Genomic DNA, 24,719 nt, shown 5'->3' on the forward strand with positions numbered 1-24,719 from the left:
TTCTCCGGCCCCGTCCGCCGCTTCGGCGGGCGGGGCCGCGGTGCGATAACCGGCCATGTCGCCGAGTGGCCTCGTACGGGGTACTGACTCCGAGTCGACGATGTGGCTAACATCACGCCAGCGCGGCGATGATGCCGCGGGGTCAGGGAGGTGCCACGTGCTGCCAGGATGGGGACGAAACGGCCGGTTTGTCCGCGCTCGCGCGCTCGGCGTTTCCCGCGTCCTGGGGACCCGTACCGCGTGGACGACGGTCGGCGACGGCGAGTTCTTCTGCCCCGGCTGCGGAGGCGACCGCAACTACCAGCGCCTCGCGGGCCGCCGCCGCTTCACCCTGCTCGGCATGCCCGTCTTGCCGCGCGGCGCCACCGGACCCGTCGTGGAATGCGCCGCTTGCGGCGACCACTTCGGCGCGGACGTCCTCGACCACCCCACCACCACCCGCTTCTCCGCGATGCTCCGCGACGCCGTCCACACGGTCGCGCTCGCGATCCTGGCCGCGGGCGGCACCTGCTCCCGTACGTCCCTGGAGACGGCCGCCGACGCCGTACGCGCGGCCGGCTTCGAGGACTGCACCGAGGAGCAGCTCGCCGCGCTCGTCGAGGCCCTCGCCGCCGACACCGGCCGCGTCCACGGCGGCCCCTGCGGACCGGGCCTGGCCATAGAGCTCCACGAGGCGCTGGACCCGCTGGCCCCGCACCTCGCCCCCACCGGCCGCGAGTCGATCCTCCTCCAGGGCGCCCGCATCGCGCTGGCCGACGGCCCGTACACCCCCGCCGAACGCGACACCCTCGCGACGGTGGGCGCGGCGCTGACTATCTGCTCGGACGAGGTGACGAGGCTGCTGGCTGCGGCGCGTACGCCGTCCTAGGGCGGATCGACTGCCATACCGGCGAGGGAGCGGATTGATTTCGGGGACACTCGGCTCATGAACCCGGCGCAGGGGGAGCCGTCAGCCGCTCGGGCGCTGCTGGTCGCGGTCGAGACGTACGAGGCCGGGACCGCCTGGAACCTGGACGGCCCGGTGCGGGACGCGTTGGCCCACCGCAGCTGGCTGCTCGGACAGGGCTTCGCTCCGGAAGCGATCACCCTGCTGGTGTCGCCGCTGCCGGAGAACTGTGTCCTGCTCCAGAAGGCGGGCGTGGAAGAGCAGCCGGCCGACCGGGAGAGCGTGCACCGGGCCCTGTTCCGGGAGCTGGCGGAGACGGCCAGCGACTGGCTGTTCGTCGCCTGGTCCGGGCACGGACTGGTCGACCTGGACGGCCACCGGCGACTGGTGTACGCGGACGCGGTCGGCCGCGATCTGCGGAGTCTCGACGTGGAAGCCGCCCTTGCGGCGTTCCGCTCCGACATCGCACCGGCGCACCCGCGGCAACTGTGGCTCCTGGACGCCTGCCAGACTTTCACCGACGCGGCCTCCGCGGCCAACGCACTGCGGCCCGACCCCGTGCCCCGCGGCCGTCTGCGCGCGGTGCGGGAGCAGCAGGTGCTGTTCGCCTGCGGGCCCGGCGAGGCTACGGGCAACCGAGTTCCGGGTGCCGGGGCGAGGGACGGCGTACCCCGTGCTTCCGGTGCCTTCAGCTCGGCGGCCCTGGCTCTGTTGCGCGCCCACCCCGAGTGGCGGCACGACGCGGCCCAGCTGGCCGCCGCGCTGCGGGAGGAGTTCAGCGCGGCCGCGGCGGGCGGTGAGGCCGCCGTGATGCCGACGTCGCTCTGGTTCGAGGGCGCGGGCCACACGACCCGAGCGGAAGTGAGCCGGGCCGCTCCCCGGCGGCGGCTCGGCCCGGCGGACCACCGGCGGATGTACGACGCGCTGGCCGACCTTCCGGTCATGCAGGACCCGGGCCTACGGGCCGCGGTCATCGGACATCTGCCGCTCGAGATCTGCGCCAGTGTCCCTCGCTCCCCGGTGATGCGGATCGAAATCCTCGCGCTGATCAGGACCTGTCTGGTGTTTGAGAACGGGTTGCTCCACCTGTGGGACGCGGTGTCACTGCTGGATGCCGGAACGCTTGCGCTCTCCGAGCTGGAAACCGTTCTGCGTGACTATCCGGAGTGGTTCACGCCGTTGTGAGCCTTCTGGTACCGCAAGCCGGACGGCTGACAGACCTGTCGGGGGTAACCGGCCAACGGGCCCACCAGGCTGGCTGGTTGACGATGTTTCCGCCGACGGAGGCTTGGGACATGATGTAAGGGCGGACTGAACAGGGCTCGATTCCCGGGGGAGGTCTACCGCAGGATGGAGAAGCCGGAAAGGGCTGTCAGGTCGGACCTGCCCGACTTGACGGGCACCTCTCTCGAGGAGCTGCGCGAGCACAGCAGCGACCACCGGGAGAGAGCGAAACAGCGGCTGCTCAAGACCATCGGCAGGCCGACACGAAGCGCCTCTCCAGGGACCGGCAACAGCTGGGTCGTGTGATGACGCAGGCTTCGGGGGCGGCGCCGGACACAGAGCCGCTGCACCGGTTCACCTCTCGGCAGTTCGAGAGTCTGATACGCGGAGAGGGGGACGCGGACGCGCTGACCGCCTTGGTCCTGGCCGAGCGCAGTCACCGCCTGCTGGTCCTCGACCTCGTCATGGACTCCCTCACGACCATGGCGGGTGTCGGCAGGCCGTTGCCTGCCCCTCAACGAGCCTGGAACCTGCTGGCCGACACGCAGCGCATCGCTCCGGCGGTCGTCCAAGAACTGCTGGATCTGCCCGAAACGGGCCTGTGGGCAGGGCAGTTGCTGCAGCGGCTGCGGGCACCTCGGCCCACTGAGCTGCCCCTCTGGGCCGACGTGGGGCACCTGCACTGCATCGCTGCGGCGGCCGCGGTCCGCGCCGGTCTGAGTTTCTCCTTCCCCGTGCCGTCCGTTGAGGGCAGGGTCGATCTCCCTACTCTCGGCCAGGCCCGGCTGCCTTACCAGGCGCCGTGGGAGACCGCCGTGCTGACCTCCCACAAGGGCGGTGTCGTGCTGACCTCCGCGACCGGCACTCTGCAGTTGCCCGGCCCGCTGGGCCGCCGGGCGCCAGGATGGCTGCCCCTGCACCGCGACGAGGTCCGGCCACCGGGAGCCCCGGCTGTCCGCGTCACCCTCGACGACTTGGGGCGACACCGGATCGTCCCGCCTCCGATGGGGGCTGCCCGGCGTCTGCCGGCCGGCGCGGCAGCAGGGCTGACCAAGCTGATACAGGAGGGTTGCGACCTGCTGGTGGAGGCCGATCCACCGTCGGCCGTGACCGTGGGGGCGCTGCTGCGCACCGTCCAGCCCATGCCGGCTCACGAGGCGTTCCGGGTCCGCAGCGCGAGCAGTTCCCACGCGGTGGGTGGCCTGGCCCTGTCCTGGCCCGACTCCGAGCTGGCTTGTGCGGCGGCCATCGTCCATGAACTCCAGCACAGCAAGCTCAACGCGCTCTCCCATCTTGTCCCGCTGTTCGAGGAGGGCCCGTTACCTGGGCGGCTCTACTACGCCCCCTGGCGGGACGACCCGAGGCCGTTACCGGGCATGCTCCAGGGGATCTACGCGTTCACCGGGGTCACCCGCTTCTGGCGTGGCCGGACTCGGCTGCCCGCTGAGCGGTACGAGCCGCTCGACTGGTTCGAATTCGCCTTGTGGCGAGGTCAGTTGGCGAGTGTTCTGCCGCGGGTCGCGGCCGATCCGGAGCTGACGGCGGCGGGTCGGCGTCTGCTTGTCGCGGTGCGGTCCACGGTGGCGGGCTGGGCGGCCGAGTGCCCGGTGACGACAGCGGCCCGGGAGGCTGTAGGCCTCGCGCAACGGCTGGCCGCCGACCACCGTGCCCTGTGGCGCCTGCATCATGTGCGCCCGTACCCCGTAGACACGGACCGACTGGCCGCAGCCTGGTTGCGGGGGGACGAGCCCGTGCTGCCACGCCGCCGGCAGCAGGTCCGAGCGGAGCGCAGGCAGCGGCATCTGGACGCGCGTGCCGTGCTGGCCCGTATTCGGCTCGTCGACCCTGTTGCGCTGGTCAAACTCCGGGACGTCGCGGAGGAGGCCGACGTGCCGGGGGTGACGGGCGCGGGTCGGGCCGATCTGCTCTGGGCGACCGGCGACCCGTCCGCCGCTGCGGAACACTTCACCCGGACTGTCGTTGACGGCACCGCTCCGCCAGCCGCCTGGGCGGGCCTGCGGCTGACGTTGGAAGAGACCGGTCGCTCACCGGAGGCGGTACGTGCCCTGGGGGCCGTTCCGGAGGTAGTCGGCGCTGTGGCCCGTGCCGTCCGTCGGCGCACCAGGACGCGAGTGGATCCGGTCGGACTCGCTCACTGGGTGGGGCGAGGCCTCGGCGAGGAGGTCTGACGAAGGCTCCTTCCAAGGCCGCCGGGTCGTGCCCGGCTGCCTTGGCGGCTCCCGAATGTGTTGTGCCGGGCTTCCGGCACAGGCCCTACAGGTGCATGGGATCGATATCGCAGTTCGCCCGTCGCCAAGCCAGCGCGTCCTGGTAAGCGGGATGAGCGCTGCCCAGCTTTTCCTTGATCGCCTCAACCGCTTCCCTGTGCAGAGACGCCGCCTCCTCGGACTGCCCCAGGGCCCGCAGATCGGCCGCGAGGTTCGCCTGCAGCACGAGTGCGGTGGGATGCGTGTCGCCCAGGTAATCCCGCACTTGGCCGAGCGTACGTTCGTCCAGGTCACGCGCCCGGGCGGCCTCGGCTTGCGCGAACAGGTCGTTGGCCAGGTTGATCGCGGTGATCAAGGTGCAGGGATGGGTGTCGCCCAGAGATTCCTTGAACCGGATCAGAGCGGACTCGTTGAGCTTGCGGGCGGCGTCCACCTGGTCCAGGAGCCTCAGCGTCACGGCCAGGTCGACGTCGGCCGAGACGGTGTGCGGGTGATCGGCGCCCAGTGTCTCCGCGAACAGCTTGCGGGTGCGCTCGCCGAGCTTCAAGGCTTCCTGGAGGTCCCCGTTCTGGCGCAGGTCGATGGAGAAGTTCAGCGAGATCTGTAGCACGTCCGGCGCCCGGTCGCCGTACCGCTCGGCCAGCGCCGCCAGTGCGATCCGCGTGTTCTCGGCTGCCTCCGCGTGCATGCCGGCCTTGCGCTGCGCGACGCCGAGCCGGGCGATGGCCCGGTATGTCATGGGGTGGGAGTCGCCGTACACCTCCTTGGACTTCTCCACACCCTCTTCGCACATTCCCAAGGCCTGGGTGTACTCGCCGAGTTCCTGGCGGTCCAGGGCGACCGAGGCTTCGGAGCTCAGGGTGATGGGGCTGTCGGCGCCGAACATCTGCACCCGGTGGCGCCAGACCGCCTGGTCCAGTTCCAGCGCCCGCCGGAAGTCCCCGTTGACGCGCAGGCACACCGACAGGTTGAAGGCATGCAGCAGGGTGTCGGGGTCGTCGTCCCCGAAGGCGCGCACCGCCCGGTTGTAGACGTCCTCGTCGAATTCCAGGGCGCCGCGGAAGTCGCCGCGCACCCGGCGGTCGCTGGAGACCTGGCCCTTGACCCGGAGGTACTCCTCCTCCAGTTCGGACCCGGCCGCCTCCAGCGTGGCCAGCATCCGCTCGCCGAGTTCCGCGGCCGCGGTGTACCGCCCCATGCGCCACATCACGAACCGCAGGTGTCGGCCCAGGACCAGCGTCTGTGGATCGCCTTCACCGAATCGCTCGCGCCAGATCGAGTAGACCTGGCTCGCGAAGTCCAGGGCAGCCGCGTGATCTCCCCAGTAGAAGAGGTATTCGGCCACGTTGTAGACCAGTTGCCGCACATAGCGGTGGGGCGACTCCAGGGCTTCGGAGACGATCACGTGCGAGTACAGCTCACCGAAGCGCACCCAGGCCCGCGGGTCCTGGGGGTCGCTCGGCGCGTTGGCGGCGAGCAGCAGATGCGCCCCGTGCTGGAAGCGCTCGCGCTGCTCCTCCGTCATCCGCGCCTTCAGCACGGCCTGGACCAGCCGGTGCATCTGGATCGAATTGGTCCGGTGATCGATCTTGGCGAGGGAATAGCGGTTGATCTCGCGGATGGCCCGGCTCAGTCGAATGGGATCCGTGAAGATGACATCAAGTTCCGGCGCGATGGGATCGGCCACTGCGTTGGAGAAGAACTGTCGGGAAATCGGCTCCGGCGCGAAATAGGAGCACAACTGGAGAAGTTGCAGGGCGCCAGGGTTCTTGGTCTCCACGTGATCGAGAGATACGTTCCACGCTGTGGCGACCGTCTCTTCGTACTGTGTGGGCGGAGAGACCGCCATGAGTTCTGCGCGCTTTTCTTCAAACACCCTCAAGTATTCGGCAGGGGGCATGCCCGTCTCGGCGCGCCACGCCGAGGCCTGCTCGACGGCCAGCGGAAGGTCGCCGAGGACTTCGGCGAGCATGTCGGCCTCTTGGTCGGTCAGATCGGGATTACGCCGCCGCAGCAGCTGGATGCTCTCGGAGCGGTCGAACACGTCGACCTCCAAGGGGTGGGCGAGGGTGTTCCACTGGGGATTGCGTGAGGTCACGATCACGGAACCGGTCGGCCCGCCCTCGGGAGCGCTGGGGAAATATTCCTGCACCGCGTTCGGGCTTTCCGCGTTGTCGAAGACCAGAAGCCAGTTCCCGTACGGAACTCCGGTGCGCAGGGATTCCAGGACCGCGGGTACTGCGGTGATGGCCTCGGAACTGACCGGGAGATGCATTCTGCGGGCGAGTTCGACGAATGCCTGCTGAATCTGGGTCGGGCGCTCTGCTGGAATCCACCAGACGAGATCGTATTGAGCGGCATGCCGGTAGACGAATTCCAACGCCAGTTGTGATTTGCCGACACCGCCCATGCCGTGGAGGGCGTGGGGCAGGACGGCCGTGGGACCCGATCGCAGCCCCTGCTCCAGGGAGACCAGGAGCTCGTCGCGACCGGTGAACACCAGGTTCCGTGGTGGCATGTTCCCCCAGACAGTGGGCCTTGACGGACGGGGACCACCTGCGGTCAGATGCTGATCGTGCCCACGTTCGGACGCGGCGGGGACCGTGCTCACTGATGATTCTCCTTCTCCTGGATCGGCGTCTGCCGTGCCGTCCAACGCCTGGGTGCCGAGCGGGAAGCTGTCGCGCGATGACTGCGGCATACCCGAGAACGACGGGTCTGCCGGTTCAGCAACGCGAGGTTGGGCCGAATCGACCACAGCGGCCGACACTTTGGGGCCCTCAGGGCGCCCTCCGAAGGAGCCGCGCACGTCCTCCAGCGCGTCCAGTTCTCTCGCGCGGGGGCGGTGTGGTCCGCTCAACGCGTGCAGGACGGCCCGCTCGACCTCCCTGAACTCGCGGTCCTGGCCGCGCGCGGGGGTCGCGCTCGCCTCCTGTCCTCGGAGGTAGGACAGCAGGTCCTGCGCGGCGGCGCTGCGGGGGGCCAGGAGTTCGGCGGCCTGTTTGATCACGTGCTCCGTGGCGTTCCGTGAGCCGTAGGCCAGTAGTTCCTCGCGCACTCCGGGGGCGAAGACGAAGGACAGCTGGTCGTCGTCGTACCACAGGAGTGGTGAGACCAGGCGGCTGAGAAGGAACTCCGCCATGTGCTCCGTGCCCAAGTGGGGCATGGTGCGCCGCTGGACCTCGGACATCGTGGGCAGGTCCAGCTGGATCGCCGCCATGTGCGTAGCCAGCTGGAACGCTTCGGGGGACGCCCAGCCGCGGAACATCGCGACCTGCTCGGCGGGGTCGGACGACGACGTCGGCGCCGGTGGCGCCGGCCGCGCGTGCACCGTGGTCAGGACGGCCGCCAGCTCGACGTCGCGCGGCTCGTCCGCTCCCACGAACCGGGCCCATGGCTCCAGCCAGTCCGGGTCAAGTTCGAGTACCGGTACGGGCACGGTCGTTCCCCGGCCGGAGCGGGACCGTAACACCCCGGAGAGTGCCTCCGCCGGCTCCCAGGAGGGTCGCCGGTCCGCGGCCCACGGGCCGGACGCCCGCAGTCTGATCCAGGACGGATTCAGGCCGGTACGGTGCCACAGCCGCTGGGGCAGCATGTGCAGTACGGCCACCGGCTGCCGCTTGCCCCACAGCGCGAGTAGCCGTTGGGCGGCGCCCGACCGCCAGGCGGGGGCGGCCCCGTCGGTCAGCACGAAGATGACGGACCGCCCCGTCGGGTCGACCAGACTGCGCGGAGAGGCGGTCCGGGCTTCGAGGGCCGGGCCGGGCAGCGACACGGTGGCGCGCTCGGCCGAACTTGCGTCCAGCGACAGCTCCATGACGTCACGGAACCCGCCGAAGCGGCGGGCGATCTTCGCGAATTGTTCCGTGGCGTCGCGCCACACCGCCATGTGCGGCGCGCCGTCCACCAGCAGCACCGCCCGCCAACGGCGCTCCGCCGTGGGACGGAGGACCGGTGGCAGGGGCAGGGCCAGCGCGATGCGTTCCGCGGTGGCCTCCTCGTTCAGTTCGCTCGCGTACGCGGAGGCGACGGCGGTACGGAACGCACGCAGCGCCCGCCCCACGGCCCGGGCGTTCGAGCGCCACGTGGTCCGGGAGGCGGACCCCTGCGTGGACACTGGTTCTGGCACGCGGGACAGCCGACGGCGGTGCTCGGCGGCGGGCACGGATGGCTGGGCGTCCACCCGCGCCACTACGCCATTGAGCGTGGGGTCCTCGTCCGGGGCGTCGCCTGGTGTTCCCGGGTGCTCGTCGGGCCTGCCGCTACCGTCGGGCCCGGACGGGGCTTCCGGCTGGGCGGGTGCGGGTACGGCGGGGTCCGGCACCGGGCCCGCCGGGTGGCCGGCCTGCTCGCCCTCGTCGGCGGACCGATCCGGCACCCCGGTCAGCCACGCGTGTTCGCTCGCCACCCACACCGCATCGGCCACTTCCCGGGGGTGGAGGCGGGTGAGGGGCTGTTGTTCCTCGGCCAACGGCGCACGTGGCCCGTCCCGCCCGCGCACGGTCCGCCCGTCCTGCGCGGGGGAGGGATCGTGAGTCACGCCGGTTCCGCCCCTTCACCGCCGAGCGGGTGCCAGATGGCCTCCAGCAGATCTGTCCACTCATCTGCCCCGCCTTCTTGCGCGGGCTGGTGCGCATAGTGGCCGGAGGTCACCAGGTGCGCCGCGTTCAGCAACTGGTCGGCGGCGAGCCCGCCCACCCGCTCGCTGCGCCGGAGGAAGTCACGGATCAACTCCTCCTGACGGGTACCCAGCCGGTCCCCGAAGTGCGCGGCCACCAGCTCGCCCAACGCCGCCGCGTCGGGATCGGGCATGTCCAGCCTCAGACACCGGCGCATGAACGCCTCCGGGAACTCCCGCTCGCCGTTGGACGTCATCACGATGACGGGGAAGGCGTGGCAGCGCACCACACCCGCCGTGATCTCCGCCGTCCCGCCCGGATCCGCCGTGTGGACGGTCGTGGTGGGCTCCTGCGGTTTCACCCGGGCCAGGGGAGGCACCTCGTAATATCCGTCCTCGAAGAGCGTGAGGAGGTCGTTGGGCAGATCGATGTCGCACTTGTCGATCTCGTCGATGAGCAGGACTCGAGGCAGCTTGTAGGGCAGCAGCGCGGTCCCCAGCGGGCCGAGCTGGACGAAGGCGCCGGTCCCCGCCGACGTTTCCGCCGCTCCCGGCGGGCTCTGTAAGGCCTGCGCGCGCCCAATGGCGTCGTACTCGAAGATCCCCGAGGTGAGCGTGGTGCGGCTGGTCACCGCCCAGTGAAGAACTCGCCCCAGGCGTAACTCCCGTGCGATGCGGTAGGCGAGGCCCGATTTTCCGACGCCCGGGCGCCCCGTCACCAGCAGCGGCCTGCGCAGGAGCAAGGCCGCGTTGACCAGTCGTACCTCCTCCGGCCGCGGACGGCGCTCCACTCCCGGCCGGCCGAGCCTGCGGTCGGCCTCCTCGTCCTCGGGTGGTGGCGGCATCACGGGCGGAGGGCTGAACATGCGCCACGGTGGCCCGGTCGGCCAAGTCCGCTCCTCGTACGGGATGTCCGGCACCGGGGCGCCGGTGCCCTTGTAGAGAGGCCCTCCGTTTTCCAGCGGCGCGTTCAATCGGTCCCCCCTACAAACGTGGCGGGAGCGCTCGGTCCCCCGTCGAGAAGATGCTCAGGGTCGTCCCAGATCATGCCCATTGAGCGGATCGCCTTGGGGTCATGCGCGGAAGGCCGGCCGGCGGCGGCATCGGTCTTCCACTGTTGCGCGAGCCGAGGAAGAGCGGCCAGCCCATCTTCGGCCAAGGCTTCCCGCACCGCGGCCCGACAGGCGGACGCTGCTTCGTCCTCACGGTGGTACATCAGTAAGGGCACTCCCAGGTCCAGGGCCAGGCTCACCTCCTGTATGCCCAACTTGCTGTGATCCCAAGGCGGTTGGCACAACAGCATGCCGACCACATCATCGTCGCTGCCGACTACCGCGTCCAGTCGTGCCAGATGCTCGGAGTCGGTGAGCGTCGGCTCTGGGGCACACTCGTGCACAACGCGCCGGGTGTGCTCCAGGTTGCTCCCGTTTTCCCTCCAGTGTGTCCAGCGCGCCCGCCATGCGCGGTGGAATTCGCGCCGCTGCACGCGATCCAGACTGTGGACGGACACCCGGTACGTACTGAGCAGCGGATTGGCGTAACCGCGGGCCGGATCGCGGTCCCACCATTCGACCGGCTCGTTCAGCAGTTCCAGAGGCAGGAAGAATTCAAGGGCCACGAGTTCCGAGCGGTTATGCCAGAGCGCTGCCATCCTGGTGAGTAACTCGGCGACACGGGAGCCGAGTTGCTCACGGGTGGCAGGCGCCTGGGGCTCCGCTCCGGGTTCCCGGTGGAGCGTGGGGGAGTTCGCGTACTTCACGCACGCCGACACCTGGTAGCGCGGGATCCGTGCGGCCCGGCGGCGCCCGGTACTGGGCTGGGGTGTGCGGTCGGTGGCCACTCTGATGTACAAGCGGATGAGGGGGCGTCCGTCCGGCGCGGTGTGGTCCTCCCGTCCAGCCTCCGCACCGTCGTCCTGGGGCCTGTCGGCCGCGCCGCCCGCCGGGTCGGCCGCGCTGAAGCCGACTCCCTCGTGCCGGCGGGCCGAGTCCAGCCGTCGGCGCAGCCCCCGTAAGCCGTCGGACCCGTCCAGCAATCCCCATTCCCGCGCGAAGTGGTCGTTCCAGGTCCGTATCTCACCTACCGCCGCGGCCAGTTCGGGGCAGTGCGCCAGGTGCTCGAGGAACACCATGCCCGGCGGCAGTCCGCCGACTGGTGAGTTGAGGTCGGCAAGGTGGACGAACGCCTGCCACGGCGTCCCGCAGTGTGCGGGCAGGGTGCGGCGCCCACCGGTCGACAGGGAGACCAGGGAGGCCAGTTCGGGCAGCCGGGGCTGGAGTGCCTGGCGCAGGGAGGACCAGTTCCGCCCTCCGTATACGTGATGTGCCCACCACTCCTCCAGTAGGGGCTGCAGTTGCCGGCCCACCGCCGGGGCCACCAGCTCGGTGGCGCGGACCAGCTCCTCCAGCGCACCTTCCTGCCGGGCGCAGGCCCGCACCACGCTCAGGAACTCCTGGTGCGGAACGGAGTAGGTCTCCTGCGGCAGCCCGTCCACCGCTTCGTGGACGAACTGCCGCCACAGCAGGCGCCCGCCGTCCTGCATCAGACCTCCGGCGGGTTCCTCGAGTATCGCGACGATCGCCGCGATGAGATCGAGCTGGATGTCATCGAACCTCTGTCTCGCCACGCGCGTTCCCTCTCGCACCGTGGTAGGGATGCCAGGCTGGGCACTTGGTTGAATACCGGCGGAAACACCTCAGGAAACGGGCCGCACCACAGCGGCCGCGAAGAACGGGGCTCCGCCGGACTCAAGGAGGAGAGACCTGGTCCAGCACGTCGTGGAGCACCGAGTGGAAGCGGTCGTTCGTCCAGTAGGCGCTGTGCGCGGCGGAGACCGGCTGCCGGTTGTCGACCTCCACATCGGTCACCTCACTGCCGAACACCTCCGAGGCCGTGTAGGACAGCAGGTCACGACGGTCGTACACGTTGACCCAGCGCGGGAAACCGCTGGGCAGACCGCTGCCGTACGGCCGTGAGGGCAGGGCGTCCAGCTCGTACAGGAGCGGCGCCTGCGAGCCCACGGTGATCAGCGCTTCCACCTGGGGGAGACGCCCGGCCCGCTGTTCGCCGGCGCCGTCGAGCAGCACTCCCGAGGCCAGCAGGTCGAACGCGGCGATCCCGCCCAGGCTGTGCCCGAGCAGCACCACAGGACCGGGCTGCGCACGCACTGCCTCCGCGACGAAGGCGCGCACGGCCTCTCCCCGGACCAGGTACCTCACGATGTCGCCGAAGAAGCCCACCGACCGGCCGCTCCACGGTGTCCTGCGGGCCACCACGAGACGGGATCCCAGGACGTTCTCGAAGAGGCGGGCGGAGAACCTGAAGGCGGCCGTCAGGGCCTCGGGGACGACGCGGAGGTCACCGCCGAGTGCGTCGGTGACGCAGTCCACCAGCTCGTCGCGCGCCTTCGCGGACACCTCCCCGGCGTCGCGGTCCGTACGGCTCAGCGCGTACGCCACCAGGGCGCGAGCCGTCAGCCTGGGCAGCGCGCCCGCCGGGTCACCGTCCACCACGATCGCCCGCCGGAAGGCCGGCGCCCCGCGGACCGCGGTCGCCGCCTCCGTCAGAAGCTCTCCGAGACCGACGTCCGCCCAGGCCTCGCGCACCGTGTCCCGGGCATCGAGACCGCTCACCCCGTCCAGCAGCAGATCCCCGCGTGCCCGCGGACCCGGCACGAAGCCGCTCGACGGGACGGCCCCGGCTCCGGTGAGGGCGAACAACTCCAATTCGGCGAAGGGGTCCGCGTACAGGAGGGCCCACCGCGCGACCGCCTCGTCGCGCGGGTCGGGAGCGGGGGGTCCCTGACCGCCCTGCGCGGCGAAACCCGGGATCGACGCGCCCTCCGCCCGTAGGTACGAGCCCAGGGCCGATCCCCAGTCGCACGGTTCCACCCGCACGTCCGGACGCACCGCGGCCACTCCCTCGCGTACGCGCGCCAGCGCGTTGCTGTAGGAGGGCTCCCGCACGCCCGTGCCGTGCACAAACAGAACTGTCACCATAAGCGCACTCCCCCGTTGGACACCCCGTGGGCCCGTCGGCGCGGAAATCCCATGACATTCCGGCGTCCAGGCACTCGTACCACTACCGGGCATTGCTACCGGCACGGCCGGACAGGGACAAGGCCGCACCGGAAAACGGCGGAAAAGTGGAAGCAACAAAGGGAAAATCCGCTGCGGAAACGGACATCAACGACCCATTGCACGTCAGGTACTCGGTCACAGCGCGCTCCCGCTGCTGGAGGGGAGTACTCCCCGGGGAGTAATCCGCCCCCTCAGACACCCCCGGCAGTACCCCCGAAGTCGCCCTGACGCGCGACGATTCCGGCCCTTCTCGCCGGGAGTCTGGTGGAGTCCAGACACCGTCCAAGGGAAGGGGGACCCCGCCATGGGGCCCGGAAAGACAACCACGCGTACGCGGCGACGAGCCGTGCCCTGGGTGCTGCTCGGGCTCTGGGCGGCCTTGCTCGTCCTGACCTTGCCGTTCGCGTCCAAGCTGTCCGATGTGCAGCAGGACCGAGCCGTCGACAATCTGCCGGCGAGCGCGGACTCCACCCAAGTCGCCAAGATCGAGGATCAGTTGCCCGGCGGCGAGACCACCGAGCTGGTGCTCGTCTACCACCGGGACGGCGGGCTGACCGCCGCCGACCGTGAGACGGCGGCCCAGCAGGTCGAGGAGATCGCGGGCGCGAGTCGGCTGACCGCGACGCCCAAGGCGGTGCCGTCCGAGGACGGGACCACCTTGATGTACCCGGTCGCCAGCAACGAACCGGGCATCGACGAGGAACTCCAGAACGAGTTCGTCAAAGAGGTGCGCGATGTCGCTCAGGGGGACGGCGGGCTGAGCGTCGAGGTGGGCGGCCCGGGGGCGCTGGACACCGACGCGAACGAGGTGTACGACTCGCTCGACGGGCCACTGCTCTTCACCACCGTCGGCGTGGTCGCGATCCTGCTGATCCTCATCTACCGCAGCCCGCTGCTGTGGCTCGTTCCGCTCGCCGTCGCGGGCGTCGCCGACTACCTCTCGATGGGCGTCGCGTACGGCCTCAACTCGGCGTTCGGCACGACCGTCTCCGGCCAGAGCACGGGCATCATGACGATCCTCGTGTTCGGCGTGGGCACCGACTACGCGCTGCTGCTGATCGCCCGCTACCGGGAGGAACTGCGGCGCATCGAGCGGCCGTACGACGCCATGTGGGCCGCCCTGCGCGGCTGCGGTCCCGCCGTTCTCGCCTCGTCCGGCACGGTCGCCGCCGGACTGCTGTGCCTGCTCGCTGCCGACCTCAACAGCAGCCGCGGTATGGGGCCGCTGGGCACCGTCGGTGTACTGTGCGCGCTCCTCGCCATGCTGACGCTGCTGCCCGCGCTCCTCGTACTGCTGGGCCGCCGGGTGTTCTGGCCGATGGTGCCCGCGTTCGGCAGCCGGCCGAAGGAGCGCAGGTCGCTGTTCACCGCGATGGGCAGTTCCGCGAGGCGTCGGCCGCTGGCCGTGCTCGCGGGCGGTGTGGTTCTGCTCGGCGCGCTCGCGATGGGCATGCTGAACCTGCCCGGGGCGGTCAAGCAGGAGGACTCCTTCGTCAAGACGCCGGAAGCGGTCGTCGCGATGGAGACGCTCGCCGCGGCCTTCCCCGAGCAGAGCACCCAGCCGCTCGATGTGATCACTCCCAGCGGGCAGACCGACGAGACCTTGGCGGTGGTGCGTGACCATGACGGTGTCGCAAGCGCCGAGCGGGGCCGCAGCGTGGACGGCTGGACGGAGATCTCCGTGATCGCCAAGGACCCGCCCGAGTCGGCGGCCGAGACCGCCACGATCAAGTCCCTGCGCACGCAGCTCGACGGGTCGTACATCGGCGGTCCCAGCGCCGAGCAGCTCGACCTCAAGGACACCAACGCCAGCGACACCAAGGTCGTCGTGCCGCTCGTCCTCGCCTCCGTACTGCTGATCCTGATCGCGTTGCTGCGCAGCCTGGTCGCCCCGCTGCTGCTGGTGGCCGCCGTGGTCGCCGTGTGGGGCGCGGCGCTCGGCATCGGCGGACTGGTTTTCGGCCCGGTCTTCGGCCTCGAGGGAACCGATCCCGGACTCGGACTGCTCTCGTTCGTGTTCCTGGTCGCCCTCGGCGTCGACTACGGCATCTTCCTCATGCACCGGATGCGCGAGGAGTCCCTGTCCGGCAAGGAACCCGTGGACGCCGCGCTCACCGCGCTGCGGACGACGGGGGGCGTCATCGCCTCCGCGGGCCTCGTCCTCGCCGCGACCTTCGCGGTGCTGGTGAACATGGGCCTGGTGCAGCTGGTCGAGCTGGGCTTCGTGATCTCGGTCGGAGTGCTGCTGGACACCTTCCTCGTACGGACGTACCTGGTGACCAGCGCAAGCGTCGCCCTGCGGCGGAAGATGTGGTGGCCGGGTCGCCTGTCGCGGGAACCGGAGCCGGATCCTGACGCACAGGAGCCGCCGCGACAGCAGGAGCCTGTCGCAGTTCCGTAGACACCGCGGGCGTCCCTCCCACTGCCGGAGGGACGCCCGCCTGACGGAAGATGGAGCAGTGTCGCGCCCCCAATCCCTCATCGAGCGGGCCCTGACCGCCGTCAACCACCCTCCGGCGGTCCGCTCCCTGCGCAACGACGCGTACCTCGCCGCCGCGGTGGCCGCCCTCACCACGGTCATGGCCCTCTTCCTCAAGGACGGGCGCCAGCCGGACCCCCTCGCGTGGCTGCTGCTGCTGGGCGCGAACGTCCCGCTGATCTGGCGCCGGCGCCACCCCATGACCGTGATGCTGGCCATGGTGGCCTGCGTCGTCCCGTACCACGCGCTCGACTACACCCACACCGCCCCCATCCCGGCGACCCTGCTCGCGCTCTACACCGTCGCCGTCGCCGGCAGCGCCCGCCGCACCCTGCTCATCGGGACCGTCCTCATCGGCACGACCCTCACCGTCAACGCGGTCACCAATCCGGACGGACTCGCCGAGATGCTCCGCATCAGCGGCTGGCTGATCTCCGTGCTCCTCTTCGGCCGCTACATCCGCGTCCACCGCCAGTACCTCGCCTCCACCCTGGAACGCGCCGAACGCGCCGAACGCACCCGCGAGGAAGAGGCCCTCCGCCGCGTCGCCGAGGAGCGGCTGCGTATCGCCCGCGACCTGCACGACCTGCTCGCCCACAGCATCACGCTCATCGGCGTGCAGACCTCCGTCGCCGCCCACGTCCTGACCGCCGACCCGGACCGCCTCGACCGCGAGGCCGTCGCGAAGGCGCTCGACGACATCTCCGACACCTGCCGCACCGCCCGCGGCGAACTCCGCACCACCCTCGAGGTGTTGCGCGCCGCCGAACACGGCGACGGCCGCGGACCGCTGCCCGGCCTCGACGGCATCCCCCACCTCACGGAGACCGCCCGCACCGCCGGGGCACAGGTCGATCTGACCGTACGGGCCGACGACGCGCCGCCCGCCGTGGGCGCTGCCGCGTACCGCATCGTGCAGGAGGCGCTGACCAACTCGGTACGGCACGGGGGGCCGGGGCTTTCGATCCGGGTGGACGTGTACGAGGAGCGCGGCGCGTTGTGTGTGTCGGTGACCGACGACGGCACGGGGCCGCCCGCCGGGGGCACTCCTGGGTCCCCCGGGTTCGGGCTCGTGGGGATGCGGGAGCGGGCGCGGAGTGTGGGCGGGACACTGGACGCCGGGGCGGGGGAGGGTGGGGGGTTCGAGGTGAGGGCCGTACTGCCTGTGGTGCCTGTGGTGTCTGGGCTGCCTGTACCTCCGGCACCGTCCGAGCCGTCCACGCCGTCCGTGCATCGAGAAGGGGCCCGATGACCATGATTCGCGTGCTGCTCGCCGACGATCAGACCCTTGTACGGTCCGCCTTCGCGATGCTCGTCAAGTCGGCCGGGGACATGGAGGTCGTCGCCGAGGCGGGTACCGGGCGGGAGGCCGTGGAGTTGGCCCGGTCGGAACGGGCGGACCTCGTGGTGATGGACATCCGCATGCCCGACCTCGACGGGATCGAGGCGACGCGGCTCATCGCCGCCGACGAGGATCTCGCCGGGGTGAAAGTCCTCGTCCTGACGACGTACGACACCGACGAGCACATCGTCGAGGCGCTACGGGCCGGGGCGTCGGGGTTCCTGGTGAAGGACACCAAGCCTGCCGAACTCCTGGACGCGATCCGTACGGTGGCCGCGGGCGAGTCGCTCCTGTCGCCCGGGCCGACGTCGCGGCTGATCGCTCGTTTTCTGCGGGCGCCGCATGCCGTGGCTCCGGCGGCGGGTGGTCCGGAGGAGCTCTCCGAGCGGGAGCGGCAGGTGCTGGCCCTGGTCGCGCGTGGGCTCAACAACACGGAGATCGCTGAGGCGTTGGGGCTGAGCCCGCTCACGGCGAAGACCCATGTCAGCCGGATCATGGGGAAGCTGGGGGCGCGGGATCGGGCGCAGTTGGTGATGGTGGCGTATGAGTCGGGGTTGGTGGTACCGGGGGAGGGGTGACGGGGGTGGGGGCGGCGCCTGCGGCGGGCTTCTTTCCCCAGCCCCGCCCCTTCCCGAAACTGGGGGCTGCGCCCCCAGGCCCCCTGAGGGGCAGTGTGTCGGCTGCCGGTCCGATGTGGCTGGTCGCGCAGTTCCCCGCGCCCCTGACGGGGCGCTTGTGCCCAGCTCAGCCATCCAGCCAGGCATCGTCCAGCCCAGCAGGCACAATCCCGCCCAGCCGGTCACAATCGAGCCGCGCCAGGCACAACCCAGCCCGTCCGGCGTTTGAGGACGAGGCCGCAAGGCCGATACGGGGGTCTGGGGGCGCAGCCCCCAGATTCGGGAAGGGGCGGGGCTGGGGACAGAAAAACCTCTACAGCAACCCCGCCCCCGCCAAGAACTTGCCCACCCGCTCAACCTCCCCCGCCGCCAACGGAACCTGCGGCTCCGCGGTCACCGGACAATCGATGACCCCCCGCAGATACAGCGCAGCCTTGAACGCCCCAAGCCCCGCCGAGCTCCCTCCCATCCGCGCCCCGTCCCCAACCCGCACCATCCCGAACAACGCACACAACCGCTCCTGCTCGCCCCGAGCCCGCTCCCAGTCCCCCTCCCGACAGAGCCGATAGAGCCGTACGTACCCGTGCGGATCCACATTCGCCAGCCCGGGCACCGCCCCATCCGCCCCCATCGCCAACGCGGTATCAACGACCAGCTCAGACCCCGTCAACACACTGAACCCCCCCACAGCAGGATCCATCCGAGCCCCCATCACAACGGCCCGAAACCCACCCTCATCCCCACTGGAATCCTTCAACCCGGCCAACACCCCATCCGCAGCCAGCTCCAGCACCAACTCCGCACTCAGCTTGCTGTGAACGGACACCGGCAGGTCGTACGCGAACACCGGCACCGAAGACCGCGCAGCGATCACCCGGTAGTGGCGGGAGACCTCCGCGGGATGCGTCCGCGTGTAGAAGGGCGCGGTGACGACGACACCATCGGCCCCCGCCTCCGTGACGTACCGAACATGATCGAGAACCCGAGGAGTCGTCATATCGATGGCCCCGGCGAGAACGGGCAGCTGACCCCCCACATGACCGACGACCGTCTCGACGACAAGACGCCGATGACGGTCCGTCAAGTACGCGGCCTCGGACGAGGAACCGAGCACGAACAGCCCATGCACCCCGCCCTCCACCAAGTGATCGACAAGCCTGAGGAGCGAGGGTACGTCCACCTCGTGGTCCGGTGTCAGGGGCGTGCAGACGGGCGGAACGACACCGGTCAGCGGGGCGGAAAGGGTCATCAAGGGCTCCCTGGTGCTATTGCTTCGACTTCTCTACGGGGATGTCGGCCATGGCGGTGGCCTCCGGAACCGCGGTGACGGCCTGCGCCACCAGCTCACGTGTCGACTGCTCCTCCTCCACAGGATGATGGCAACGAAAGCGATGCCCGGGACTCGACGCGTCCGCAAAATCGGGCATCACCTCGGCGCACTGGGCGTCGGCCTTCCAGCAGCGCGTACGGAAGGGACAGCCGCTCGGCGGACGGGTCGCCGACGGTACGGGTCCCACCAGCGGAATGGGGTCGATCGGGTCCAGCAGGCCGGGCGTCGCGGAGAAGAGTGCGCGGGTGTACGGGTGCCGGGCCCGGTCCGTGACCTCGTCGGCGGGGGACTCCTCGACGATCCGGCCGAGATACATCGTGATGACGCGGTCGCTCATCCGCCGCACGGTCTGGATGTCGTGCGAGACGAAGACGAGCGCGAGTCCTAGGCGTTCCTTGAGGTCCAGGAGCAGGTTGAGGATCTGCGCTCGTACCGATACGTCCAGCGCGCTGGTCGGTTCGTCGGCCACCACCAGGTCCGGTTCCAGCGCCAACGCCCTTGCGATGGCGACTCGTTGACGCTGGCCACCCGACAGCTGCCCGGGGAGTCCTTCGGCCAGTACGCGCGGCAGTCCGACGAGAGACATCAACTCCCGTACGCGTTCCTCCCGTTGCTGGACCGTGCCGCGCCTGTGCACATCGAGTGGGTCCCGCAGGATCTGCCGTACCGTCAGCCGACGGTTCAGAGCCGTCGACGGGTCCTGGAAGATCATGCCGGTGTGGGCGCCGACCGTGGCCCGCCGCTCGGCCGGCTTCATCGTCCACAGGTCGCGGCCACGAAAGGCCACCGTCCCGGACGTCGGCTTCTGTACGCCCACCAGCACCTTGGCGAGCGTCGACTTGCCGCAGCCGGACTCGCCGACGACGCCCACCGTCTCGCCGGGCGCGATCGCGAGATCGGCGCCGGTGAGGGCGTACACGCGATCGCGCGAGAACAGGCCACCGGTGCGCGCCTTGTGGACGACGTGCGTGTCGGAGAGCGTGATGATGGGACCCGCCCCACTGCCCTGCGTCGCCCCACCCTCCTGCTTCATGGCCCCGCTCAATTCACTGCCTCGCTTTCCGTCGTGCTCCCCGTCGGCTCGGTCGCGCCCGTGCCCGTGCCCGTGGCCGCCTCCGCGCTTGCAGGCAGAGCGATCGCCGGATGGTGGCAAGCGACCTCGTGATGGCGGTGCGGGCCCACCAGCCGGGGCGCTGTCGTACGGCACACCTCCGTCGCCATCGGGCACCGGTCCGCGAACCGGCAGCCCGCCGGGAAGTCGGCGGGGGAGGGGACGACGCCCTTGATCTGCGTCATCCGTTCCGCCGCGCCCTCCAGGGAGAGGACGCTGCCGAGCAGCCCGCGCGTGTAGTGGTGGGCGGGCGACTCCACCAGGTCCGCCGTCACCCCCGACTCCACGATCTGGCCGCCGTACATCACCACGACCCGATCCGTCACGTCCGCGATCAGCGCCAGGTCGTGGGAGACGAGGATCAGCGCGAAGTCCAGTTCCTCGCGCAGCCGCAGCAGCAGCTCGATGATCTGGGCCTGGACCGTGACGTCCAAGGCCGTGGTCGGCTCGTCGGCGACGATCAGCTTTGGCTGGCGGGAGAGGGCCATGGCGATCAGTACGCGTTGGCGCTGGCCGCCGGAGAGTTCGTGGGGGTAGCTGCGCAGGGTGCGTTCCGGGTCTAGGCCGACGAGTTCGAGGAGCTCGGCGCCCGTGCGCTTGCCGCCGCGCCGTATCACCTGCTTGAGCTGGGCGCGGATCGTCATCGCGGGGTTCAGGGACGACAGGGCGTCCTGGTAGATCATCGCCATGTCGTGGCCGAGGAGTTTGCGTCGTACGCGCATCGGCTCGCCCACCAACTGCCGCTGGTTGAAGCGGACATGGCCGCGTACTCGCGCGCCCTTCGGCTCCAGGCCCATCACCGCGAGCGCGGTCAGCGACTTGCCGCAGCCCGACTCGCCCACCAGGCCTAGCACTTCACCGGGCTGTACGTCGAAACTGATGCCGTCGACGATGTCCACACCCCCGTGGCGGGCATCGAAGCCGATGGCCAGGTTCTCGACGGCGAGCACCGGTTGCCCCTCGCGCAGCGGCCGGGCCCGGGCACGTAGCCGTTGTGCGGCCTCCGTGAGTCCCGGCAGTTCGAGGACCTTTCCGCTGCCCGGCTCGGGGGCCTCGAGGCGGTCCTTCTCCACGGACGTACGAGCCGCCTCCACGTCCCGCGCGGTGGGCGCCGCCCATGCGTCCGACACGCCCTCGGAGAGGATGTTCAGCGCCAGCACCGTGATCAGCATCAGCAGTCCGGGGAAGACGGTCGCCCACCAGCCCCCCGTCAGCACCATGTTCTTGCCGTCCGCGATGACGCTGCCCCAGGACGGGTCCGGGGGCCGTACGCCCGCGCCGATGAACGACAGCGATGCCTCGAAGACGATGGCCTCGGCGACCTGCACGGTGCAGAACACCAGCACGGGGGCGGCACAGTTGATGGCGACGTGCTTCAGCACGATGTGTGACGTGCGCGCCCCTATGACGCGTTCGGCGGTCACGTAGTCCTCGCCGTACTGGTCCATCACATTGGCCCGTACGACCCGTGCGATGGGCGGTGTGTAGAGGAACGCGATCGCGCCGATGAGGACCGGGATGCTGCCGCCGAACACCGCGATGAGCACGGCCGCGAGCGCGATGCCCGGGAACGCCATGATGACGTCCAGGCAGCGCATCACCGTCTCGTCGACCGCCTTGCGCGAGGTCGCCGCGATCGCACCGAGGACCGCGCCCACGACGAGCGCGAGCCCGGTCGCGCCGAGGCCGATCGCGAGGGACCAACGCGCCCCGTACATCAGCCTGCTGAGGATGTCGCGGCCCAGGCTGTCCTGGCCCATCCAGTGCTCGCCGGAGGGCGCGCCCTCGCCGTTCCCGTCGTCGATCATCGTGGCCTGGTCGAGCGGGTCGTGCGGGGCGATCAGCGGGGCCAGCAGGGCCGTCAGGACGACGATCCCGATGACGACGACCGCGACCCTCGACATCACGGGGAGGCGCCTGAATCCCCTCAGCCGGATGCCGGGCCGGGAGAGGGCCTCGGTCATCCGCTTCCGTGACAGCGGCATCATGCTTCGGCACCCCTCAGACGCGGGTTGACCAGCAGATAGAGGATGTCGATGACCAGGTTCACGATCACGAACCCGAAGGCGGTCGTCAGGACGACGCCCTGTACGACGGCCGGGTCACCGTTCTTCACGGCGTCGATCATCAGCTTCCCCATCCCCGGCAGCGAGAAGATCGTCTCGATGACGACCGCGCCGCCGAGCAGATAGCCGACCTGGAGTCCGAGCACGGTCATCGGGTTGATCAGCGCGTTGCGCAGCACGTTCCGGCCGACGACGACCACCGGTGGCAGACCGCTGCCGACGGCAGTCCGTACGTAGTCCTTGTCCAGCTCCTCGACCACGGCGGTCCGTACGATCCGGGTGAGCTTCGCGGCGACCGGCAGCGACAGCGCGAACGCCGGCAGCGTCATCGTCTTCAGCCAGCCGCTGAACGAGTCCGCCGGGTTGACGTAACCGCTGGTCGGGAACCAGCCGAAGTCAACGGCCAGGTACTGGATCATCAGCAGCGCCAGCCAGAAGCCGGGCGCCGCGACACCGGTCAGTGAGACCACCCGGATCAGCTGGTCGGGCAGCCGGTCCCGGTAGATCGCGGCCGTGACCCCGCCGAGCAGCGCCAGCACCACCGCGATGCCGAGTCCCATGAACGTCAGCTGCATGGTGAGCGGCAACGCGGTGGTGACCTGCTCGACGACCGGCGCCCTGGTCAGCGCACTGACACCCATGTCCCCTCGAGCCAGGTCCGCGACGAAGGCGACGTAACGCACCGGAAGCGGGTCGAGCAGCCCGTTGCGCTCCCGGAACTCGTGCAACTGCTCCTCGGTGGGGTTGGCCCCCTGGAAGTACGCGGACGCCGGATCACTGTCCGAGAACCGCATCACGAGAAACACGAACAGCACGATGCCGAGTACGAGCGGAACGAGCAGGGCAATACGGCGGGCCAGAATCCTGACGATCGCGACCACGTGGAGCTCTCCTTGCTATCGCGGCTACGCCCACTTGGCCTGGAGCAGGTTTATCCCCGGATACGGCTGTGGCCGAATACCCGTCAGTTCCTTCGCGTTCCAGGCGGTCATCAGCTCGGTGTGGACGACCGGATAGATCACGGCGTTTTCCGCGACGATGTCGATGTATTCCTGCGTCATCTGCTTCTTCGTCTCAGCGTCGGGTTCCCGCGTGGCCTCGTCCATGCGCTTGAAGAGGTCCTTGGCCACGGAGTTGTCCGTCCAACGGGCGTACCGCATCCAGGTGTTCTCGGGCCCGTAGTTGTAACGCATGATCAGGTCCGCTTCGAGGCCGAACTGGTTCGGATTCGAAGCGGCGGCGACCACCTGGAAATCCTGCTTCTGGTCGAGTTTTGTGAACAGCGCGGCGGTTTCCTGCGGCTGGAGGGTCGTCTTGACGCCGATGGCGTCCCATGAGGCCTTGATGGTCGGCAAGCAGTCCACGATCCAGCTCACGCTCACCGCCATGAGATTGACCGTCAGGTCGCTGACCCCGGCCTCCCTCAGCAGCTCACGCGCCTTGTCCGGGTCGTACGCGTAGACCGTCTTGGCCTTCCGGTAGCTCGGATTTCCCTCGTTGAGGAACGAGCTCGCCGGCTTCCCGTGACCGCGTAGCGCGGCCTGGATCATCTTCTCCGTGTCGATCGCGTAATGCAGCGCCTGCCGCACCCGTACGTCGTCGAACGGCTTGTGGGCGGTGTTGAAGAGCAGGAACAGATGGTTCATTCCGGCTCCGCCCTCGACCTTCAGGCCGCCTTTCTCCAGCTGGGAGATATTGGCGTACGGAATGTTGTCGGAGATCTGCGCGCCCGCGCTCGAACCGGAGATCTTGGCGACGCGTGGCGCGGCGTCCACGATCGACAGCCAGTTCATCTTCTTGAACGTGGCTTTTCGCGGCCCGTTGTAATCGGCGAAGGCCTCGAACGACGTGTTGGACTTCGGATTGTGCGCGGTCTGCCGGTACGGCCCCGAACCGACCGCTTTCCCCGCCGTCGCCTCGTCCAGCGCACCCGCCTTGGAGAAGACGTGCTTCGGCATGATCTTCGCGAGCGTGAGCCGCTGCGCCCCGTCGGGGAACGGGAACCTGAGCACCAGGTCCACCGTCTTCTCGTCGACCTTCTTCACCTCCTTCAGCCAGGACGCGAAGAAGCTCTTGGCGAGCGTCGTCGTCTTGGGGTCCAGCACACGCCCGTAGGTGAAGACCACGTCGTCGGCGGTGACGGGCTGCCCGTCGTGCCACTTCGCGCCCTCCCGCAGCGTGAACCTCCACGTGGTCGCCTGGAGATCGGCCGGGATCTCGGTCGCGAGGGCCGCGTACGGCTCACGGCTGATCGGATCGGTGTCCAGCAGCCCCTCGTAGATGTGATGGTTGGCGGCCACCGAGAACGCCGACGCCGTGATCAGCGGGTCCCAGCTCTGGTCGTTGCCGTAGCCGATCACCGCCGTGAGCGTCCGGTTGGCGCCCTCGCCCCCGCCGCCCGTCTCGTTCGTGGACTCCGGCCCCGAGGAGCAGGCGGACAGCGTCGAGCTGATCGCGGCGGCCGCGCCCAGCGCGCCGGAGTACTTCAGGAACGACCGGCGGTGCAGCGCCGGTGCGTGGGTCGCGTCGCGCACGGTTCCTCCAGCATGCAGTGGGGAGATACGACGTCCTACGTCATAGGTGCAGCGTGACCATAAGAGGGGGCGTGGGGGCGGTCAAGGGATCGCGCACGAATGCCGTTTCTTCCAGAGGTGCGACCAATGTCGGTACCACGGAACGGGAGTTGAGCCCTGTATCTGACGGGTCGTGGCGAGAAGTTTAGTCAGGAGGTGGGACGTG

The 24,719-nt window shown here is 69.8% G+C and carries 16 protein-coding genes; 7 read left to right on the forward strand and 9 right to left on the reverse strand.

From position 1 onward, the window contains the following. Window positions 1-157: 157 nt before the first annotated feature. From ACQEVY_RS31700 to ACQEVY_RS31715, 4 genes are all read left to right on the forward strand, one after another. Window positions 158-868 (forward strand): TerB family tellurite resistance protein, encoded by a 711-nt coding sequence (locus ACQEVY_RS31700; RefSeq protein WP_432952788.1) that lies wholly within the window; start codon window positions 158-160, stop codon window positions 866-868. 57 nt (window positions 869-925) lie between these two features. Continuing rightward, complete coding sequence (locus ACQEVY_RS31705) at window positions 926-2,071, forward strand: effector-associated domain 2-containing protein (RefSeq protein WP_432952790.1); 1,146 nt, start codon at window positions 926-928, stop codon at window positions 2,069-2,071. Window positions 2,072-2,236: 165 nt separating this feature from the next. Next, the gene (locus ACQEVY_RS31710; protein ID WP_432952791.1) at window positions 2,237-2,416 is read left to right on the forward strand and encodes a hypothetical protein; all 180 of its coding nucleotides are present in this window, start codon (window positions 2,237-2,239) and stop codon (window positions 2,414-2,416) included. Continuing rightward, window positions 2,416-4,299, forward strand: a complete 1,884-nt coding sequence (locus ACQEVY_RS31715) for an aKG-HExxH-type peptide beta-hydroxylase (RefSeq protein WP_432952792.1) — start codon at window positions 2,416-2,418, stop codon at window positions 4,297-4,299. The genes ACQEVY_RS31710 and ACQEVY_RS31715 overlap by 1 nt, the downstream gene beginning before the upstream one ends. Before the next feature lie 85 nt (window positions 4,300-4,384). Here ACQEVY_RS31715 and fxsT read toward each other — a convergent pair whose 3' ends face one another. The 4 genes from fxsT to ACQEVY_RS31735 all read right to left on the reverse strand — a co-directional run bounded on the left by fxsT (window position 4,385) and on the right by ACQEVY_RS31735 (window position 12,954). Continuing rightward, complete coding sequence (gene fxsT, locus ACQEVY_RS31720) at window positions 4,385-8,878, reverse strand: FxSxx-COOH system tetratricopeptide repeat protein (protein WP_432952793.1); 4,494 nt, start codon at window positions 8,876-8,878, stop codon at window positions 4,385-4,387. Then, window positions 8,875-9,930 carry an AAA family ATPase gene (locus ACQEVY_RS31725; protein ID WP_432952794.1) on the reverse strand — a complete coding sequence of 352 codons (1,056 nt, stop codon included), beginning with the start codon at window positions 9,928-9,930 and terminating at the stop codon, window positions 8,875-8,877. Before ACQEVY_RS31725 ends, fxsT begins: the two co-directional genes overlap by 4 nt. Further along, entirely contained in the window at window positions 9,927-11,582 is a 1,656-nt protein-coding gene (locus tag ACQEVY_RS31730; protein WP_432952795.1) for an effector-associated domain 2-containing protein, read from the reverse strand. Before ACQEVY_RS31730 ends, ACQEVY_RS31725 begins: the two co-directional genes overlap by 4 nt. A 121-nt stretch (window positions 11,583-11,703) precedes the next feature. Then, a complete protein-coding gene (locus ACQEVY_RS31735) occupies window positions 11,704-12,954 on the reverse strand; it encodes an alpha/beta fold hydrolase (protein WP_432952796.1) in 1,251 nt (416 codons plus the stop codon). A gap of 385 nt (window positions 12,955-13,339) precedes the next feature. Between ACQEVY_RS31735 and ACQEVY_RS31740 the strand changes: the two genes are divergently transcribed. Genes ACQEVY_RS31740 through ACQEVY_RS31750 form a run of 3 tightly spaced genes read left to right on the forward strand, consistent with a single transcriptional unit; the run spans window position 13,340 to window position 17,434 of the window. Next, window positions 13,340-15,436, forward strand: coding sequence for an MMPL family transporter (locus ACQEVY_RS31740; RefSeq protein ID WP_432952797.1), 2,097 nt, complete (start codon window positions 13,340-13,342; stop codon window positions 15,434-15,436). Between the two features lie 58 nt (window positions 15,437-15,494). Continuing rightward, window positions 15,495-16,766: a sensor histidine kinase gene (locus tag ACQEVY_RS31745; protein WP_432952798.1), complete on the forward strand. Its 1,272-nt coding sequence runs from the start codon at window positions 15,495-15,497 to the stop codon at window positions 16,764-16,766. After that, window positions 16,763-17,434, forward strand: coding sequence for a response regulator transcription factor (locus tag ACQEVY_RS31750; protein WP_432952799.1), 672 nt, complete (start codon window positions 16,763-16,765; stop codon window positions 17,432-17,434). The genes ACQEVY_RS31745 and ACQEVY_RS31750 overlap by 4 nt, the downstream gene beginning before the upstream one ends. A gap of 352 nt (window positions 17,435-17,786) precedes the next feature. On the opposite strand, the gene ACQEVY_RS31755 is transcribed toward ACQEVY_RS31750, so the two are convergent. From ACQEVY_RS31755 to ACQEVY_RS31775, 5 genes are read right to left on the reverse strand one after another with little or no spacing between them, the layout of a single operon-like run. Continuing rightward, window positions 17,787-18,722, reverse strand: coding sequence for a dihydrodipicolinate synthase family protein (locus tag ACQEVY_RS31755; protein WP_432952800.1), 936 nt, complete (start codon window positions 18,720-18,722; stop codon window positions 17,787-17,789). Window positions 18,723-18,738: 16 nt separating this feature from the next. Then, a complete protein-coding gene (locus ACQEVY_RS31760) occupies window positions 18,739-19,836 on the reverse strand; it encodes an oligopeptide/dipeptide ABC transporter ATP-binding protein (RefSeq protein ID WP_432952801.1) in 1,098 nt (365 codons plus the stop codon). Window positions 19,837-19,844: 8 nt separating this feature from the next. After that, a complete protein-coding gene (locus ACQEVY_RS31765; protein ID WP_432955498.1) occupies window positions 19,845-21,899 on the reverse strand; it encodes a dipeptide/oligopeptide/nickel ABC transporter permease/ATP-binding protein in 2,055 nt (684 codons plus the stop codon). Further along, window positions 21,899-22,861, reverse strand: a complete 963-nt coding sequence (locus tag ACQEVY_RS31770) for an ABC transporter permease (RefSeq protein ID WP_432952802.1) — start codon at window positions 22,859-22,861, stop codon at window positions 21,899-21,901. Before ACQEVY_RS31770 ends, ACQEVY_RS31765 begins: the two co-directional genes overlap by 1 nt. Before the next feature lie 24 nt (window positions 22,862-22,885). After that, the gene (locus ACQEVY_RS31775; protein ID WP_432952803.1) at window positions 22,886-24,514 is read right to left on the reverse strand and encodes an ABC transporter substrate-binding protein; all 1,629 of its coding nucleotides are present in this window, start codon (window positions 24,512-24,514) and stop codon (window positions 22,886-22,888) included. Between the last annotated feature and the right edge of the window lie 205 nt (window positions 24,515-24,719).

It is taken from the genome of Streptomyces sp. CA-288835, assembly GCF_050936385.1.
Classification (GTDB): domain Bacteria; phylum Actinomycetota; class Actinomycetes; order Streptomycetales; family Streptomycetaceae; genus Streptomyces.